The sequence below is a fragment of the Methylophaga sp. F-2 genome (assembly GCF_056859315.1).
Genome location: NZ_JBSXOF010000016.1, coordinates 144,787 through 163,460, shown reverse-complemented (window position 1 = coordinate 163,460; position 18,674 = coordinate 144,787). Strand labels below are relative to the sequence as shown.

Genomic DNA, 18,674 nt, shown 5'->3' with positions numbered 1-18,674 from the left:
CCATTGTGCTTAAAATGGCACGGTGTATTAAAACATAACATACTGTTGTTTGATATAACTAACGTAAATCCCTGAAAAATATAGCAAGTGAAAGTCTATCCGGAATATTCATTTTCTGGAATATCGCTGTTAAATGTGCTTTTACAGTTCTTTCCGTAATATTCATTGTCCTGGCAATCATTTTATTTGTCGCACCATGACTTACCAACTCAGCGACTTCCAACTCCTTACGCGACAGACTGTCCAATTTTGCTTGTTGCTCATTTGAAAGTTGAGGTGTGTGATTTAATTCATCAATTAACCCAGCAATAACATGCCGTTCTACCCACACTTCTCCCCGCTGAATCAAATCGAGCGCAATCAGTAACTTATCATCAACAAGTTCTTCTTGAAAATATCCACGTGCGCCCTGTTTAAGAATCGAAATCTGCTCAATAACAGAAAGTTTAGGTCCGATAATAAGTACACGAGCACGGGTCACAGCATTTTCCATAATGCTGAATAAAGAGCTTGCATCACCATTCAAACAAGATAGATGACACAGAATGAGATTTGGTTTTTTTCCATTAAGGTCAGCTTGCGCGTCTTCGATACAGGAAAACTCACACAGCTCATATTGGTCTGCCAAAAGGTGCTTGATATGCACAAGTTGTTGGGCATCGGTCCCGATGCAATAAAGCATTGACTTATTTGCCATATCCGGCATATTTGGTATGGTTTGATTAATCAACGTTCTCTCATCGCCTCATTTTTAGCTTTGAGTATCGGTTTGAATAAATAATCCAGCACCGTTTTTTTGCCAGTCAAAATATCAACCGTTACAGTCATACCTGGAATAATCTCTAATGGACCTTTACTACTATCAATATAGTTTTTATCTGTTCTTAAGTAGATAAGATAAAAACTCTCTCCCTCATCATTTATAATTGTATCAGCACTTATTCGTTCTAATGTAGCAGGAAGTCCACCATAAATGGAAAAATCATAAGCGGTTAATTTCACCATCGCTTGTTGTCCAGGACTCAAAAACGCAATATCAGACGGCCGAATATTTGCCTCAATTAACAGATTATCTTCAACAGGAACAATTTCAACTAAATCCATCCCAGGTTGAATAACGCCACCTACCGTATTTATTTTTAGCTGTTTTATTTTACCTTTAACGGGCGAGCGTACTAATGTACGCCTCACTCTATCTTGTTGAGAAGTGGTTGTTTCTTTAGTAATGGCTAACTCTGACTGTACCTCGCTCAGTTGTGAGGCAGCATCAGATTTAAAACGCAACGTTGTATCTTTAATTTTTTGTTTCGCTTCATTGAGTGTCGAGCGAATTCGGGGAATGGCTAATCGTGTAGTTTCCATTTCTCCACGTAAATCATTGGTGGCACGTTTAAGTCTTAATAATTCGACTTCGGATATCACACCCACTGAAACTAAGGGTTCAGACATTTCCAGCTCTTGACGACTTAAATCATAACTTGTGCTCAGTTTATTCAATTTAGCCTGATTCTCCAGTAACTCTTGTTCACGCTGTTTTACTTGCTGCTCAAGCACATTGATACTGCTCTGTAACTCTAGCTGTCTGGATTGATATAAGGAACGTTCACTGGCTGCCAATGAGGGCTGTTGCTTAATGATTTCCTCAGGTAATTCCAATGGTTTACCCTCAACCTCAGCTGTTAAACGTGCTTTGCGAGCCAACAATTCCCAATATTTCAGTTGTGTCTCGCGGAAAGAAGATGAAAAACGTGTGTCATCAATTCGAAGCAGCACATCGCCTTTGTCAACTAAGTCACCTTCATTAACCAAAACCTCAGAGAGAATCCCCCCCTCCAGATTTTGAATAACTTGCACTTTACTTGAGGGAATCACCTTACCCTGCCCGCGTGTCACTTCATCCAACTCGGTCACACTGGCCCACCAAAAGGCACAAATAAAAAATAAGGTAATCAGCAGTAACAATGAATGACCAAGTCGGGGCGAGTTTTCCAGTGAAGCGGCACTGACTTCTGACATAAACTCAAGATCGTCTGAATTCGTTTTGTTAAACCATGCCATATTTAGCCCTTGTTCACCTTTATATGGCCATTCTTAAGTGCTGTCAGAATTTGTTCTCTTGGCCCATCGGCCACAATGTGACCCTGGTCCATCACAATCACTCTATCCACCAAGCTTAATAAAGAGGCCTTATGCGTGACTAGCAATAAAGTTTTATTCTCAATATTTTCAGCCAGTTTTGCTTTGAAACGTTCTTCAGTACTGTTATCCATGGCATTGGTAGGTTCATCCAGCATGATGACAGGAGAGTCTAACAATAACGCTCTGGCAACGGCCACACTTTGACGTTGTCCACCCGACAAACCTTCACCACGCTCACCTACTGGCATATCAAAACCTGAAGGATGGCGATTAACAAATTCGGTGACGCCTGCTATGTCGGCCGCTTTGAGTACTTCATGATCTTCAGCGAATGGTGCCACCATGGTGATGTTTTCACGAATACTGCCATAAAACAGCACAACGTCTTGAGGTGCATAACCAACATTCTTTCTTAAATCGACAGGATCAACCTGTCGAATATCGGTCCCATCGAGCAAAATAGAACCTTCTTCTGGCTCATACAAGCCAAGCATGAGTTTTTCTAAGGTACTTTTGCCAGAGCCAATACGGCCGATAAAAGCCACTTTTTCACCAGCATTAATTTTAAAAGACACGTCAGTTAAGGCATCTATAGGCTGCTCTGGATATCGGAAACTGACTTTTTTAAACTCTATCCCGCCTTTAAATTCGGGACGATGCAGAAACTCTCGTCCTGAGGGTCTCTCGACAGGTAGGGCCATAAGGCTGTTCAATGAGCTTAATGCCGCTTTGGACTGGTGGTAACGTGTTAGCAGCCCGGCCAGTGCTGCCATGGGCGCTAATGCTCGTCCGGTTAAAATAGTACTGGCAATTAAGGCCCCCATCGTAATTTCATTTTCAGTAATCAGATAGACACCAAAAACAACAACGGTAATGGATGCCATTTGCTGAAGGAAAGAGGAAAAATTAATCGCGGTAGCAGATAAAATTCGCGCGCGTTGACTGTATTTCGTCATAAACCCGATCGTCTGTTCCCATTTCCGCTGTATTGGCGTCTCGGCGCCAATGCTTTTGATCGTTTCTAAGCCAGTTAAAGTCTCAATCAAAGTAGAACTTCTTTGGCCTGAATGCCTGAATAAATGTTGAATGGTTTTTGATAAAGGAAACTGAATAATCAGACTGACTAGTATTGTCAGTGGAATCACGGCCAGTGGAATGAAAGCAACAGGACCAGCCACTAACCAGATAACGGTTATAAATAATAACGAAAAGGGTAAATCCACTAACGTAGTTAAGGTAGCCGAGGTAAAAAACTCTCTGAAAGACTCAAACTCCTGCATGCTATTAGCAAATGAGCCTACTGAGTTGGACCGGGCAGACATTTTCACTGCCATGACCTTCTCAAAAATAGTGGCAGACAGTATGACATCCGCTTTTTTACTGGCAATATCAATAAAATAAGCGCGCAACGTTCGTAAAAGTAATTCAAAGACAAATACTGTTGCGACACCGATAGCCAGCACCCAAAGTGTTTCAGTGGCATTATTCGGCACGACCCGGTCATACACATTCATCACAAATAACGGTGAAGCTAGTGCAAAACTGTTTACTAATATAGATGCGATAAAAACCTGACCATAAATTGGCCAAAAACGCAGAATCGTCCCCCAGAACCAATGGTTCGCCCTTGGTATAGCTGAAAACTCTGTACGCTTATCAAATTGGTGAACGGGTTTGATAAAAATACTGTATCCAGAGTACTGAGCATTTAGTTCCTCGAATGGAATTTCTGCTTCCCCTTCCCCTGTTTCCGGGAAAATGACTCGAGCCTTGGTGTTACTCAATTCCAGAACAATACAAGCATTGGCATCATTGAGTAATAAAACAGCGGGCAGAACAAGATTCGGAATTTTCGTTAACTTTCTCTTCACAATACGTGAAGATAAACCAGCGCGATCAGCAGCACGAGTAAACAGGGATGGTGAGAGTTTATTATTAACTAATGGAAGACCAGCGACCAGAGACTCTGGGCTATGCGGCTTATTCAAAATTTTAGCCAGCAGTGTCAAACAGGACAATAATGGATCATCATGCGTACGGTAGCTATCCTGAGCATCCCATTGCTCATTTTTACTCGTATTGATGACAGGCTCCGTACGCATCTTTATTACTTGTAGTTATTAATAAAACTTGATGAGTTTCACAGTTTTTTAGTTTACTGTAAAGCACTGCTTATCGTAATGTGCTACAGGCATGGGTTTATGGAGTACTAATATAATGGTTTATGTGAAAAGAGACGAGTCAGCAAAAATCATTGCTGTCTATGACAGGCCTCAGGATGAGGCTACAGAAAAATTATCAATAAACTCTGCTGAACTAGTCGATTATTTAACACAATCGGAAAAAAAAGAAGATAGCCTTTCTGCGCTAAGTGCATCGGACTTATCATTGATAAGGGTATTGGAAGATTTGATCAACACCCTGATAGATAAACAAGTTATTTTATTTACAGACTTACCGCTAGCGGCAAGAGAGAAATTAGCCAACCGTGAAAAAGTCAGGGATCAACTCAATAGCCTTGAAAACCTGATGAGTGATGATCCCGGCCTTCTCTAATCACTAACTTTTACGACTCTTTCTTGGTGGGCGCTGTTTTTTTTGTGGCGCATTCTGACTAGCACTTTTTATTGCTTTATCACGATATGGGTTATCACTGGTTTTAAACTCAATCATCACCGGTGTTCCCTGTAATTTCAGCGCCTCTCTGAATGTATTCTCCAGATAACGCTTATAACTGTTCGGGGTAGACTCCGTCTGATTACCGTGAATAATAATTCTGGGTGGATTTTTCCCTCCCAGATGGGCATAACGAAACTTAATACGACGACCTCTAACTAACGGTGGCGGATGATCAGCAATCGCATCTTCCAGCACACGTGTTAATCGTGACGTTGGTACTTTAGTCATGGCAGATTGGAATGCTTGTCTGACTGATTTAAATAATAAACCGACCCCACTACCATGCAGTGCCGAAATAAAGTGTGTCTTGGCAAAATTCAGGAAAGGTAAACGTCGTTCGATATTGGTAGTAACCCACTCTCGTTCACTTTTTTCCAGACCATCCCATTTGTTCACAGCAATGACAACGGCACGTCCACTTTCGACAATCAGTCCGGCCAGATGCAAGTCCTGCTCAACAATCCCTTCATGAGCATCAAGCACCAACATCACGACATTGGCATCTTCCAGGGCCTGTAAAGTTTTTAAAACACTAAACTTCTCAAGTTTTTCAGAGACTTTCGACCGACGTCTAACTCCTGCCGTGTCAATTAATGTGTAATTAACACCGTCTTTCTCAAAAGGAATGTGAATACTATCCCGTGTTGTTCCTGGCTCATCAAAGGCTACCACACGCTCTTCACCCAGTAGTCGGTTAATTAATGTTGATTTACCAACATTAGGCCTTCCCAAGACAGCTAGCCGGATTTCATTTTCATCAAAGGCTTCCGCTTCATCTGCTTCAATTTTCTCAACCGCTGGAATACGTTGTTTAATTTCAGCTAATAAACTATCAATCCCTCTGCCTTGAGTGGCAGAAATGACTTGTGGCTCACCCAAACCTAATGCATAAAATTCGGCAGATATAATTTCACGGCGTTCACCCTCTGTTTTGTTGATAACAAGACAAACAGGTTTTCCATCATTGCGTAGTTGTTGGGCCACATCTGAATCTGTTGGCATCAGGCCTGCTCGACCATCAACAATGAACAAAATAAGATCCGCTTCATCAATCGCTAGCTTAGCTTGTTTGCGCATCAAATCTGACATATTGTCAGTCTGATCGGTGAGTCCACCGGTATCGATTAATATAAAATCAAAGCCGGGTTCTTTCACCTTGCCATAAATACGATCACGCGTCAGACCGGCATAATCAGCGACTAGTGCATCACGACTTCGTGTTAGCCGATTAAATATTGTTGACTTACCAACATTAGGGCGGCCAACGAGCGCGATTACAGGTTTCAATTTTCGGGTACTCTCAGAGCGGTAATACTGCCATCAGCGGCAGTAATATAAACAACACCATTAATAACTAATGGTTTACAGTAGATCGGTCCATCACTCACTTGTTGACGTGAAACAAAACGTCCATCGTCGCGGGCGATCCAGTGGATATATCCTTCAAAATCACCAACAACAATATAGTTTCCAGCAATCGCGGGCGCAGTGGCTTGGCGACGTAATAATCTTGTCTGACGCCATAATGCGTCACCACTACCATCCTGCACAGCCCAGACATAGCCTTCATCATCCGTCACATAAACCGCGTCATGGTAAGCGGCGTCTAGTCCTATTTGTGAAGACATATCACGTGACCATAAAACACGGCCAGAATTAATATCAACGGCAGCAAGCTGTCCCTGATAAGTCACTACATACACCGTATCGTCGATCACAACAGGGTCAGCATCGATATCAACCAAACGTTCCAACTCGGTACGTCCACGTGGGATAGCGATACTATTTTCCCACAAAACTTTACCGTCATTTAACGATAATGCCACCAACTTACCATTGTCATAACCAGCAATAACTTCATTACCAGTAATAACGGGGCGGCCAGCACCACGCAAACTTAACAACGGTACAGCACGTTGGTATGACCAGAGTATTTTGCCATCTTGAGCTGAAATACCGCTGACCCGCCCATCGGATGTCCGGCTGACAACAACATCATTTGCTGATGTCACTGGCGCTAAGACTTCACTGGTCAGTTGGGTACGCCATAACTCTTTACCATCGGCCTCGTTCAGAGCAACTACGACACCCTTGTCTGAACCAACGTAGACCATATTCATGCCGCCACCAATACCGGTCACCACATTCAAATCAAGATCAGCATCCCAAATTTCACGACCCGTTTCAGCATTTAATGCCGTCACCTCGCCTTCATGATCAACGGCAAAGATTTTATTATTCTGCCACCAAGATGACAGTTCCAGCTTCCTGTCACCGGCGCCGTCACCAACGCCTTTATCCCACAAAATCTTGGGGCTAATTTCACTGGTAAACTCAGTTAGTGGTTCTGGTGGTTCTTCATAGGACTCATCAGCAAACCAATCACCCACGGTACTACATGCTGATAAAAATATACTTAGTGATAAACCTATCGTAAGTAAACGCAAATTAACTTTCATGTGCAGCTGCCACGTCATCTAATTTCATTTCAATTAAGGTCTGTCTTGGCTCACCTGAATTGAGGCCAACTAATGCTTTTTGATAAGCGGCATGGGCTTCTTCGGCTTGTCCTTGTGCTGTTTTGATGTCGCCTTCCAACTCAGCGAATAATGAATCAAAGGCTGTCGCATCGTTAGATGTCACTTGCTTCAAGGCTTCATCTAACTGGCCGTTATCGAATTCGACCTTTGCCAGTCTAAGTTTTGCTAATGCTCTGTGTCCGGATAACTCTGCATTAGCAATTACCCATGAAAGGTAATCTTTTGCTTTATCAACCTCTCCCGCTTCACTGGCTTTCTCAGCCATTTGTAAGGCCGCAAATACTGAATATGCACTCTTTTTATTATCCTGCATTAACTTTTCAGTACTTATTTCCGCAGCTTCACTGTCTTGATTACTTACCGAAACGATGGCCTGCTGATAAGTTAAAGCGGCTTGTTGGTCCTGAACCTGTTGATAGTTTATCCAATAACGGACACCAAAAATAGACGCGATCCCCAACACCACCCCTACAAATACAGAGCGACCATTTTCACGCCACCACTGCTTTATTGCTTCTGCTTTTTCTTCATCAGATGCATAGATATCCATGCGGTCTCCTCAACATCAGTTTTATCATCAATATAAAGCGATTGATTATACGTTTTTATCAGCAGCTTGTGGATCAACAATTCAAAGAACGCTAACGATACACTTCTTTGATAGCACCAATTTAGTGCTTAAATTAATAGGTTTGCACCAAAACAAATCACCACATAGTCTAATATTGCACAGCTCCATCCATATATTATTGATTTAACTTAACTTTCATATTTGGTGCGAGTCTTGCTATTTTGGTGCTTTATATCTAAACCAACGAGGGGATAAGATAGTGCATAATGCAAATGATGTTTTATTTATATTACTAGGCGCCATAATGGTGCTTGCCATGCACGCCGGCTTTGCGTTTCTCGAAGTCGGAACAGTTCGCAAAAAGAATCAGGTCAATGCGCTTGTTAAAATTATTGTTGATTTTGCAATATCGACAATCGCTTATTTCTTTATTGGTTATGGCATCGCCTATAATTTACATTTTTTTGATGCTGCTCCCACACTCAGCGAAAACTATGGTTACGGCCTGGTAAAATTCTTTTTCTTGCTTACGTTTGCTGCCGCGATACCTGCCATTGTTTCAGGAGGCATCGCAGAAAGATCAAAATTTTATCCTCAATTAATTGCTACTTTTTTTATCGCCGGCTTTATTTATCCTTTTTTTGAAGGAATCAGCTGGAACGGTGCCTATGGTATTCAGGACTGGTTAAATTCTTCCTTTGGTGCCAGCTTTCACGACTTTGCAGGTTCAATTGTCGTACATGCTGTGGGTGGCTGGATTGCGCTAGCAGCTGTTTTACATTTAGGTCCCCGGCACGGTCGTTACGGGAAGAAAGGAGAGATTTTTGCTCACCCTCCTTCCAATATACCTTTTCTAGCTCTCGGTGCATGGATTTTGACTGTTGGTTGGTTTGGCTTTAATGTGATGTCAGCACAAGCCATTGACGGTATAAGTGGTTTAGTGGCTATCAATTCATTAATGGCAATGGTGGGCGGTATACTAGCATCATGCCTGGTTGGTAAAAATGATCCAGGCTTCGTCCACAATGGGCCATTAGCCGGTCTTGTCGCTGTCTGTGCCGGTTCTGACATTATGCATCCATTAGGCGCACTCATGACAGGCCTGGTTGCAGGGGCATTATTTGTTTTTACATTCACCCTGACACAAAATAAATGGAAAATAGACGATGTATTAGGTGTCTGGCCACTTCATGGCTTGTGTGGCGTTTGGGGTGGTATCGCAGCGGGTATATTCGGTCAGGTTGCGCTTGGCGGCATGGGCGGAGTCAGCTTAATATCTCAGCTTATCGGCACTGGACTTGGCATTTTGATAGCTTTTGTCGGCGGGTTTGCAGTTTACGGTTTACTAAAAGTCGTGCTTGGACTGAGATTATCTCAAGAACAAGAGTATGAAGGCGCGGACTTAAGCATTCACAAAATTACAGCAACACCCAATAATGATTAGATATAACGGGAAAACGCATAATCCGATATTATCGGATTATGCCGCCTTCCTGCTTCTTGAGAAAATCCGCTAATAAAGAAATCTCATCTGATTCTTGTTCTATGCCATCAATACGCAGCTCTGCTTCTTCAAGTTTTAGCCCTGAGCGGTATAAAACTTTATAGGCTTGGCGAATATTTTTAATTTGAATATCGCTGAAATTGCGTCTGCGCAGACCTTCAACATTAATACCAAAAGGTTTTGCCATGTGCCCAGAAACAAGAATATAAGGTGGGACATTTCTCGAAATAACACTGCCCATCGCACTAAAAGAGTGAGAGCCCATATAATTAAATTGGCTGATTAGCGTAAAGCCACCCAAAATAACAAAGTCGTCAATGATGACATGTCCCGCCAAAGAAGCATTGTTAGCAAAAATATTATCATTACCGATAATACAATCATGTGCGATATGCACATACGCCATAATCCAGTTATTACTGCCAAGACGGGTTATTCCACCACCCTGAACAGTTCCCCGATTAATCGTCACTGACTCGCGGATAAGATTGTTATCACCAATTTCAAGTAGTGTATCTTCACCGTGAAATTTTTTATCCTGAGGTTCCTCACCTATTGAGGCGAATTGGAATATGCGGTTATTTTTACCAATTTTTGTTGGTCCATTAATCACCACGTGCGATGCAATTTCAGTGCCTTCACCGATCTCGACCTTTGGGCCAATGACTGAAAAGGGACCAATCTTGACGTTATCAGCAATAACCGCTGTTGGATCAATAATAGCTGTCTGATGAATCACTTTGGCATTTCTTGGTTAACACACATGATATCTGCGCTGACAACGACTTCGCCATCAACACTCGCTTCACCCGTAAATTTCCATAAGTTACGTTTATTTTTGACCAGCTTCACTTCGAGTCTTAGCTGATCACCTGGCTCAACTGGCTTTTTGAAACGGGCATTATCAATACCTGCTAAATAATATAACGCTTCATCAGACCGAATCTCATCAGCTGTTTTAAACGCTAACAAACCTGTTGCCTGAGCAAGGGATTCAAGGATTAACACACCTGGCATGATAACACGCTGAGGAAAATGACCTGTAAAGTGTGGTTCATTGAATGTAACGTTTTTGATGCCGACTAAATGCTCGCCAGGTGTAAATTCAATGACTCTATCGATGAGTAAAAAAGGGTATCGATGAGGTAACAGGCGTTGAATTTCATGTATGTCAATCGTGTTCAAGCTAATATCCCTTGACTATTATTATATTAATAAAGACCGACAATGTTACTTTGAGTCGCCATTTTGGTAAAGCGAAACAACACTCAAATCAATCTTTTGTTTTTTCTTCAAGCTGTTTAACACGATCAAATAATTTATCCATTTGCCGGTATCTAATCACATTTTTATGCCACTGTTTAGCAGGTTCAACAGGAATACCTGAAGAATAGATACCTGCCTCATTAATAGACTTGGTGACCATACTCATCCCGGTTAATTGCACACCGCTGGCAATATTAATATGACCTGCCATGCCAGTACCACCACCAATGGCACAATATTCACCAATAGAAGTACTTCCTGCAATACCCGTACAACCGGCTATAACAGAATGTTTACCAATTGTGACATTGTGTCCGATCTGTATTTGATTATCGAGCTTCACGCCATCAGCAATAACCGTGTCATCAATAGCACCTCTATCAATTGTAGTATTGGCACCAATCTCAACATCATTGCCAATATTGACAGATCCAACTTGTGGCACTTTTATCCAGTGGCCATTATCGTTAGCAATACCAAAACCATCCGCGCCAATGACTACACCAGGATGAATAATCGTCCTTTCACCAATGATGACGCCAAAGCATAATGTTACATTAGGTCTGAGGTTTGCCGCTTTGCGAATAACCACATCATGTTCGATAACACATCCCGGTCCAATCACCACGTCATCTTCTATGATGACTGCTTGCTCAATAACGACATTCGCCCCAATACTGACATTAGCACCTATCTTTGCTGATGGGTCAATTGATGCTGACGCATGGATGCTAGGAAGTTTTTTTTCAGTGGGGTGAAGTAGACTTGCCGCTTTTGCATACGCAACGTATGGATCATCAACCTCAATGGCATTTGTTGTAACGTACTGAGCCATACCTTTTAAAACGATTATGGCACCGGCACGGGACTGATTTAAGAATTTTTTATATTTGGGATTGGATAAGAAACTAAGCTGACTTGAATCAGCATTTGATAATGTACCGACGCTGCTAACTGAATAATTAGCATCGCCGATAACATTACCATTGATATATTCCGCTATTTGAGCAAGAGTCAAACTCACAGGCGCACTCTATTTCTTAGCTTTTAACATTTCCAGAACTTTATCAGTCAGATCTACTTTATCACTGGCAAAGATAACGCCTTGGTATAAAACCAGGTCATAAGACTCTTTTTTGGCTAAATCAACAATTGTTTCAGCGATGTCTTTTTCAAGCTTTCTCAACTCTTCGTTACGACGAATAGACAAATCTTCACTATATTCATCCTGAAGACGTTGTAACTCACGCTGATCACTCAATAAGTCACGTTCTTTATCGCGACGTTGTTCAGCACTTAAAATAGCACCATCTTTATTCAGTTTTTCTTGAGCTGCTCTTAGTGCTTTATGTTTTGCTTCTAAAGACTTACTTCTTGCTGAAAATTCTTTTTCTAACCTTGCGAGTGCTGCTGCTTTTTGTGGTGATTTATCGAGCACCACGCCTGCATTTACAACACCGATTTTTAAATCTGCTGCATAACTAGCAGGTGCGGCGATGAACAATGCAAATAATAGCCAAATAAACTTCAAATTCTTCACACTCAACTCCAAATAATTAATTAAAACGTCGAACCTAATGAGAACTGGAATGCTTCAGTCTCATCGCCGTCTTCTTTCTTCAACGGTGCAGCTATACTAAACGACATTGCACCGAATGGTGAAATCCATATAGCTGACAGACCGGCTGAATATCTCAATAAACCCGCATCAAAATCTTGATTCACATCGTAAACGTTACCAAAGTCAGTAAATGCGCTCAGGCGGAAAGATTTTAACGTTTTTTTCATAAATGGTACTGGGAAAATAACTTCAGCGCCGCCACTGACCAGTAAATTACCACCTAATGGTTTATCATCTTCTTTAACACCAAGCGTATTAGCCTGGAAGCCTCTGACACTTCTGATACCACCCGCATAGAAATTCTGGAAGAAAGGATATTCTTCTGTATCCCCATACGAATCACCATAACCAAACTCACCTCTTAAAGAGAAGGTAAATGTCTCATTGATCGGATGGTACGCATTAGCCTTATATTTCAGTTTGTAGTACTGCAGTGACGGCCCTGGCACTGCAAACTCACCTGTCAGTGTTTGCGAGATACCACTTGTAGGTAACAATGCATTGTCACGGTCATCACTCGACCAGCCAAGGTTTAATGTGACAGTATCAAAAGAGTCACCCTCACGCTTAATAAAGTCAGAATAACGTGAAATGGTATTGTCGGATGGTAAATCGATTTCAGTATGCTCATAACCGACACCAAGGTTAATACGATTTTCCTCTGAAATTGGAATACCAAAGGTAATATCGCCGCCAAAGGCATCTAGTGTATAGGTAGCGATATTGGCTTCATCAGCATCAGTTTTACGATAGAAAGCATTAAAGCCTTGACTGATACCATCAACCGTCACAAAGGGGTTGGTGTAACCAAAACTATAAATAGTATTAATGCTGCTATTGTTAAAACCAAAACGAATATGTTTACCACTTCCCAAGAAGTTCTTCTGTGTCACATTCGCATTAAAAATAAGGCCATCAGATTGCGAGAAGCCGATACCGGCTGAAAGACTACCAGACGGTGTTTCTGTGACGCCAAAGTCCAAATCAACCTGATCCTGAACGCCAGCAACCGGGATAGTTTCAACGTTTACATTCTCAAAATAACCAAGCCGTGATACACGTGCTTTTGATTGCTCGACTTTTTCAGTCGAAATCCAGGCAGATTCCTGTTGACGGAATTCGCGGCGTAATACTTCATCACGTGTTTTACTATTACCAGAAATATTAATACGTCTGACATACGCTCTGCGACCAGGGTCAACAAAGAACGTTAAATCCACTTCGCGTTTTTCGCGGTCGATTTCTGGTACTGCATTTACATTGGCGAAAGCATAACCATCGTTACCCAGACGGTTAGTTAAGTTCTCAGTACTCTTTGTGATCGCCTTACGTGAAAATACAGAATTTTCTCGAATCGTCACTAACTTGAATAATTCATCTTCCGGAACAATCAAGTTACCTGCCAGACGTACCTGATTAATTTTATATTTCTCACCTTCACTGATATTAATAGTGATAAACATGTGTTTTTTATCATCACTGATAGATACCTGAGTCGACTCCACAGTAAAGTCAACATAACCACGATCCAGATAAAATGAACGTAGTGTTTCTAAATCAGCAGATAATTTTTGACGAGAGTATTGATTGTCTTTTGTCAGAAATGATAACAGTGAACCGGTTGTTGTCTGAAAGTCCGTCATCAGCTCTTCATCATCAAAAGCATGGTTACCGACAATATTGATCTCACTGATTGTGGCGACAACACCTTCCGCCATGGTGATACGAATAGCGACACGGTTTCGCGATAGTGGTGTCACTTCTGAACTAATGGCAACACCATATTTACCGCGGCTGAAATATTGACGTTCAAGTTCCAGCTCTACCCGTTCAAGCATGGCTTGCTCAAACACTTGGCCTTCACCAAAACCTATTTCGCGAAGCGATTTCAGTAATTCGGCAGAATCCATGTCTTTATTACCGACAAGTTCAATGCTGGATATCGCCGGACGTTCTTTTACTTTAATAACCAGTACATTGTCTTGTATTTCCACTTCAACATCGTTGAAATACTTTGACTTAAACAATGAACGAATAATGCCTTTTGCATCGTTATCCGTCATCGTATCCCCGACTTTTACAGGGAGATAATTAAAGACGGTACCAGCAGAAATACGTTGCAATCCCTCTATACGGATATCTTCAATGGTAAAGGACTCAGCTTTTGCGACTGAGATAAAGGACAAGAACAGGAGTATAGGCAGTAATTTATTCATTGTTATCAGCAATAACTATCCGTCGACGAAAGAGTAAGTGTACCTGCAATTAATCTGATTATCCAAACACTCTTGATAGATCATTAAAAAAGGCAATAAACATGACCATTATCAAAACAAGGAAGCCCACTTTTTGAATTTGGACCTGCATAGTGTCGGAAAGCGGTTTACCTCTGACTGCTTCAAATGCAAACATAGCCAGATGACCGCCATCCAGCATAGGAATAGGTAATAAATTGAGGATCCCCAGAGTAATACTTATCATGGCAAGAAAGCTGATAAATGACATCACCCCTTGCTCAGCAGAGCTGCCTGCGATTTGTGCAATACTAATAGGGCCGCCTAAGTTATCGGTTGATACTTTTCCGGTAACCATGCCCCACAAACTCTTTAAAGTCGATGAAGAAAAATCCCAGGTTTGAATCACAGCATATTTAATTGCCTCGATCGGTCCATAACGTAACTCCGCTTGCAGCTCTTGTGGTATGGCAGTCTGACTCGCATCCACAGCAGCACCAATGCGGCCTTTACCATCCTCACCTGTTTCAGGTATCAAAGTCAGTCCTAAGCGATCACCATCTCGTAGCAGTTCAATATCTAACGTTTTACCTGCACTGGCCTGAATCAACTCAACCCATTGATTCCAACTTGGAATAGTTTCCTGTTGTGCGCTGACTAGCATATCACCTGCTTTTAAACCGGCTTTTTCTGCCGGAGAGCCAGGCATCACCTCACCGAGAATCGGTTTTATTGAGGGACGGAGTGGCTTAATCCCAATTTGCTCAAGAATATTGCCAACTTGTTCCAGGCCAACTTGAGGCAGAATGAGCGAATGTTCTTGTTTAATACTCGCTGAGCTGACGGTAATATCAATTTTTTCGCCGTACTCTGCTTTTTGAATTAATGCCTTATAAACACTATCCCATGTCGGGGTATCATTACCATCGATTTGCTGAATTTCATCGCCGGCATGCAATCCAGCTTCCGCAGCTATTGATGCTGGCCGTACATCATCAATAACCGGTTTAATACCCGATACACCCACTACTAACAAAATCCAGTAGGCCAAAACAGCAAAAAGTAAATTGGCTATGGGTCCGGCTGATACGATGGCTACACGCTTTGCAAGAGACTGGCGATTAAATGCAAACTGAGCTTGCTCTTCACTCACCGGCATTTCACGTTCATCCAACATTTTGACATAACCGCCCATGGGAATCGGAGCTAATACATACTCAGTGCCATCTTTACCGACTTTTTGCCAGATAGGTTTACCAAAGCCCACAGAAAAACGCAGCACTTTAACACCACAACGTCTGGCCACCCAGAAATGACCATATTCATGAATGATAATCAGGATAGCTAAGGCAATTAAAAAGAAAATTAATGAATGCATAAACCAACCTTGCTTTTAGCTAAGGTTCTCGCTGCGGCATCATCCGCCAGGATCTGTTCAAGCGTCGTGGCGTCATTGGCAGGCAGTTCAATCAACACTTCTTCAATAATTCTGGCAATGTCGGTAAAGCGAATTTGTTCATCTAAAAAAGCCTGTACAGCAATTTCATTGGCAGCATTCAAAATCGCCGTCGCGGTGCCACCCTCATTTAATGCTTTGTATGCCAGGCGTAGGCAAGGGAATCGTGCGAAATCAGCTGCACTAAAATCTAATCTGCCAACTTTGACCAGATCTAAAGGTTCCACACCCGATGCAATCCTATCTGGCCAGGACAACGTATTAGTAATGGGTGTGCGCATATCTGGATTACCCATCTGTGCTAACACTGATCCATCCTCATAATCGACCATAGAATGAATAACACTTTGTCTGTGTAAGACCACTTCAATTTGTTGACTTTGCAAACCAAACAGCCAATGCGCTTCAATCACTTCAAGACCTTTATTCATCATGGTCGCAGAATCAACTGAAATTTTTTGTCCCATTGACCAGTTAGGATGGGCAACTGCTTGTTCAGGAGTGACATCGTCTAACTGCTCAAGATCATAGTCTCTGAATGGGCCGCCTGAGGCCGTAAGGATAATTTTTCTTACACCTTTACCATTGAAATCATAATGTTGAGTATTGGCTACGGGAAGGCACTGCCAGATAGCGTTATGCTCACTATCCACAGGCAGTAATGTTGCACCATTCTCGGCTACGGTTTTCATAAACAAGGCACCACTCATCACCAGTGCCTCTTTATTTGCAAGCAAGATTCGTTTACCTGCCTTTGCTGCTGCCAAGGTTGGTAGTAATCCCGCCGCCCCAACAATCGCAGCGACAACTATATCCGTACTGACCGAAGACGAAACTTCCTCAAGTGCTTTCTTGCCAATTTTAACAATGGTTTTACTATAATTTTTTTTAAGCGCTTCAGCCAGTTTATCTGCTGCGGCAGCATCTAACATCACAGCAATTTCGGGTTCGAACTGAAGGCATTGCTGCAGCATGGATTCTACTGAACGATTAGCCGTTAAAGCATAGACTTTGAATTTTTCAGGATGAAGACTTAATACATCAAGCGTACTCAGTCCTATTGAACCAGTTGACCCCAGAATCGTCACTGATTTCATTTATAACCACCCATAATTAACACAAGGAAAGTGAAAACAGGCACTGCCGCGATTAAGCTGTCAATTCTGTCTAATATTCCACCATGCCCGGGCAGCAGACTACCACTGTCTTTGACCGAGAACGCGCGTTTATACAAACTCTCAAACAAGTCGCCAACAATCGATACTGCAACGGTAACAACAGCAAGTAACAGCCATTCAAACAAGGTGATTGTTGTCGGCGTTTTTACCCAATAAAAACCGATGGCCCAAATCGACGCAAACAACACACCCCCAGCCACACCTTCCCATGTTTTATTAGGGCTGACGGCTGGCGCTAAGGCATGTTTTCCATAGCGTTTACCAGCAAAATAACCACCTGTGTCAGCCAGCCAAACGGTGACCATCACAAAGAAGAATAAAAATGCCCCAACTTCACTAAATGCCTTGAGTGTAATGGATGAGACCACAAATACGGTGAGTATCAAAATACTGCTAATGGCCCCAAAAACTTTATTTTTAAATACAAGTGACAGCCGCTCAGCCAGTGATTTATTCGAAAATCCGAGAATAACAACCAGTGCAATAAGCCAGATGAGGATGCCAATACTGATAATGAAATAAGGATTAAGTTGGGTGATAGCCAGATATAAAACGATAATTAGATCAACAGCCAACATAACCCGCATGCGAGGGCTCTGAATACCTATCATCTGATGCCATTCCCATGCAGCCAGTAATGCAACGGCAACGATCAAGGTGGTGAAGGTGGTTAATGAACTGGCAAAAACAGCCCAGACAACCAGAGGAATTAAAATAGCGGCGGTGATTAAACGTTGTTTAAGCATCAGATTGACCTTGCAATTGCTCAGAAGTACGGCCAAACCGTCTTTCACGTTTGGAAAATGAGCTGATAGCCGCATCTAATTGTTTACTATCAAATTCGGGCCATAATACGTCTGTGAAGAAAAATTCTGTATACGCCATTTGCCATAACAAGAAGTTACTGACGCGTTGCTCGCCACCAGTGCGGATAAATAAATCGGGCTCTGGCAGCGCCGATGTAGTTAATAAAGCACTGATATGTTCTTCATTAATATCTTCAGGCTTAAGCTCTCCGGTAGCTACTTTTTGTGCAATTTGCCGAACTGACTGGGTAATATCCCAACGTCCACCATAATTGGCAGCAATATTCACTATTAGCCCTGTATTATTCCGAGTTAATTCCTGCGCCTGAGCAATTTTTTGCTGTAATGTCGGAGAAAACTTATCTATATCACCAATAATGCATAACCTAATATTATTGTCATGCAGCTTTTTGACTTGATTATCCAGTGCGTGACTAAACAACTCCATTAATAGTGATACTTCTTTACCCGGTCTACGCCAGTTTTCACTACTAAAGGCAAATAGACTTAAAACCTCAACACCCAGCTCGGCACAGCGTTTTACAATATCAGCCACTGTTTTCACGCCTGCACGATGCCCCATAAATCGTGGCTGTAATCGACGTTTTGCCCAACGACCATTACCATCCATAATGATGGCAATGTGTTTAGGAATATTCTCTTTTGGGGGGGTATTCATT

The 18,674-nt window shown here is 42.1% G+C and carries 17 protein-coding genes; 2 read left to right on the top strand and 15 right to left on the bottom strand.

Annotation, left to right across the window (positions count from 1 at the left end; all coding sequences use genetic code 11):
* Positions 1-58: 58 nt before the first annotated feature.
* The 3 genes from AC13DA_RS05025 to AC13DA_RS05015 are packed head-to-tail and all read right to left on the bottom strand — an operon-like array spanning position 59 to position 4,241.
* The gene (locus AC13DA_RS05025; protein WP_284451842.1) at positions 59-730 is read right to left on the bottom strand and encodes a LuxR family transcriptional regulator; all 672 of its coding nucleotides are present in this window, start codon (positions 728-730) and stop codon (positions 59-61) included.
* Positions 727-2,058 carry an HlyD family type I secretion periplasmic adaptor subunit gene (locus tag AC13DA_RS05020; RefSeq protein WP_040576272.1) on the bottom strand — a complete coding sequence of 444 codons (1,332 nt, stop codon included), beginning with the start codon at positions 2,056-2,058 and terminating at the stop codon, positions 727-729. The genes AC13DA_RS05025 and AC13DA_RS05020 overlap by 4 nt, the downstream gene beginning before the upstream one ends.
* A gap of 2 nt (positions 2,059-2,060) precedes the next feature.
* The gene (locus AC13DA_RS05015) at positions 2,061-4,241 is read right to left on the bottom strand and encodes a type I secretion system permease/ATPase (RefSeq protein ID WP_284451843.1); all 2,181 of its coding nucleotides are present in this window, start codon (positions 4,239-4,241) and stop codon (positions 2,061-2,063) included.
* Positions 4,242-4,356: 115 nt separating this feature from the next.
* On the opposite strand from AC13DA_RS05015, the gene AC13DA_RS05010 reads away from it, so the two are divergent.
* Positions 4,357-4,695: a hypothetical protein gene (locus tag AC13DA_RS05010; RefSeq protein ID WP_273182498.1), complete on the top strand. Its 339-nt coding sequence runs from the start codon at positions 4,357-4,359 to the stop codon at positions 4,693-4,695.
* Positions 4,696-4,698: 3 nt separating this feature from the next.
* Here the strand turns inward: AC13DA_RS05010 and der are convergent, their stop codons facing one another.
* The 3 genes from der to AC13DA_RS04995 are packed head-to-tail and all read right to left on the bottom strand — an operon-like array spanning position 4,699 to position 7,908.
* Positions 4,699-6,105, bottom strand: coding sequence for a ribosome biogenesis GTPase Der (gene der / locus AC13DA_RS05005; RefSeq protein ID WP_273182500.1), 1,407 nt, complete (start codon positions 6,103-6,105; stop codon positions 4,699-4,701).
* Positions 6,102-7,277 carry an outer membrane protein assembly factor BamB gene (bamB, locus tag AC13DA_RS05000; protein WP_284451844.1) on the bottom strand — a complete coding sequence of 392 codons (1,176 nt, stop codon included), beginning with the start codon at positions 7,275-7,277 and terminating at the stop codon, positions 6,102-6,104. The genes der and bamB overlap by 4 nt, the downstream gene beginning before the upstream one ends.
* Positions 7,267-7,908 (bottom strand): YfgM family protein, encoded by a 642-nt coding sequence (locus AC13DA_RS04995; protein WP_284451845.1) that lies wholly within the window; start codon positions 7,906-7,908, stop codon positions 7,267-7,269. Before AC13DA_RS04995 ends, bamB begins: the two co-directional genes overlap by 11 nt.
* 280 nt (positions 7,909-8,188) lie before the next feature.
* On the opposite strand from AC13DA_RS04995, the gene AC13DA_RS04990 reads away from it, so the two are divergent.
* A complete protein-coding gene (locus AC13DA_RS04990; protein WP_284451846.1) occupies positions 8,189-9,373 on the top strand; it encodes an ammonium transporter in 1,185 nt (394 codons plus the stop codon).
* Positions 9,374-9,401: 28 nt separating this feature from the next.
* On the opposite strand, the gene lpxA is transcribed toward AC13DA_RS04990, so the two are convergent.
* From lpxA to AC13DA_RS04945, 9 genes are all read right to left on the bottom strand, one after another.
* The gene (gene lpxA / locus AC13DA_RS04985) at positions 9,402-10,172 is read right to left on the bottom strand and encodes an acyl-ACP--UDP-N-acetylglucosamine O-acyltransferase (protein WP_007145903.1); all 771 of its coding nucleotides are present in this window, start codon (positions 10,170-10,172) and stop codon (positions 9,402-9,404) included.
* Entirely contained in the window at positions 10,169-10,618 is a 450-nt protein-coding gene (gene fabZ / locus AC13DA_RS04980; RefSeq protein WP_007145904.1) for a 3-hydroxyacyl-ACP dehydratase FabZ, read from the bottom strand. The genes lpxA and fabZ overlap by 4 nt, the downstream gene beginning before the upstream one ends.
* An 88-nt stretch (positions 10,619-10,706) precedes the next feature.
* Positions 10,707-11,723, bottom strand: coding sequence for a UDP-3-O-(3-hydroxymyristoyl)glucosamine N-acyltransferase (lpxD, locus tag AC13DA_RS04975; RefSeq protein ID WP_284451847.1), 1,017 nt, complete (start codon positions 11,721-11,723; stop codon positions 10,707-10,709).
* Positions 11,724-11,732: 9 nt separating this feature from the next.
* The gene (locus AC13DA_RS04970; RefSeq protein ID WP_007145906.1) at positions 11,733-12,239 is read right to left on the bottom strand and encodes an OmpH/Skp family outer membrane protein; all 507 of its coding nucleotides are present in this window, start codon (positions 12,237-12,239) and stop codon (positions 11,733-11,735) included.
* A gap of 20 nt (positions 12,240-12,259) precedes the next feature.
* On the bottom strand, positions 12,260-14,536 hold the full coding sequence (gene bamA / locus AC13DA_RS04965; protein ID WP_284451848.1) for an outer membrane protein assembly factor BamA: 2,277 nt from the start codon (positions 14,534-14,536) through the stop codon (positions 12,260-12,262).
* Positions 14,537-14,594: 58 nt separating this feature from the next.
* Positions 14,595-15,932, bottom strand: coding sequence for an RIP metalloprotease RseP (rseP, locus tag AC13DA_RS04960; protein WP_284451849.1), 1,338 nt, complete (start codon positions 15,930-15,932; stop codon positions 14,595-14,597).
* Complete coding sequence (ispC, locus tag AC13DA_RS04955; RefSeq protein ID WP_284451850.1) at positions 15,920-17,107, bottom strand: 1-deoxy-D-xylulose-5-phosphate reductoisomerase; 1,188 nt, start codon at positions 17,105-17,107, stop codon at positions 15,920-15,922. The genes rseP and ispC overlap by 13 nt, the downstream gene beginning before the upstream one ends.
* Positions 17,104-17,934, bottom strand: a complete 831-nt coding sequence (locus tag AC13DA_RS04950; protein WP_284451851.1) for a phosphatidate cytidylyltransferase — start codon at positions 17,932-17,934, stop codon at positions 17,104-17,106. The genes ispC and AC13DA_RS04950 overlap by 4 nt, the downstream gene beginning before the upstream one ends.
* Positions 17,927-18,673, bottom strand: a complete 747-nt coding sequence (locus AC13DA_RS04945; RefSeq protein ID WP_284451852.1) for an isoprenyl transferase — start codon at positions 18,671-18,673, stop codon at positions 17,927-17,929. Before AC13DA_RS04945 ends, AC13DA_RS04950 begins: the two co-directional genes overlap by 8 nt.
* Position 18,674: the final 1 nt, after the last annotated feature.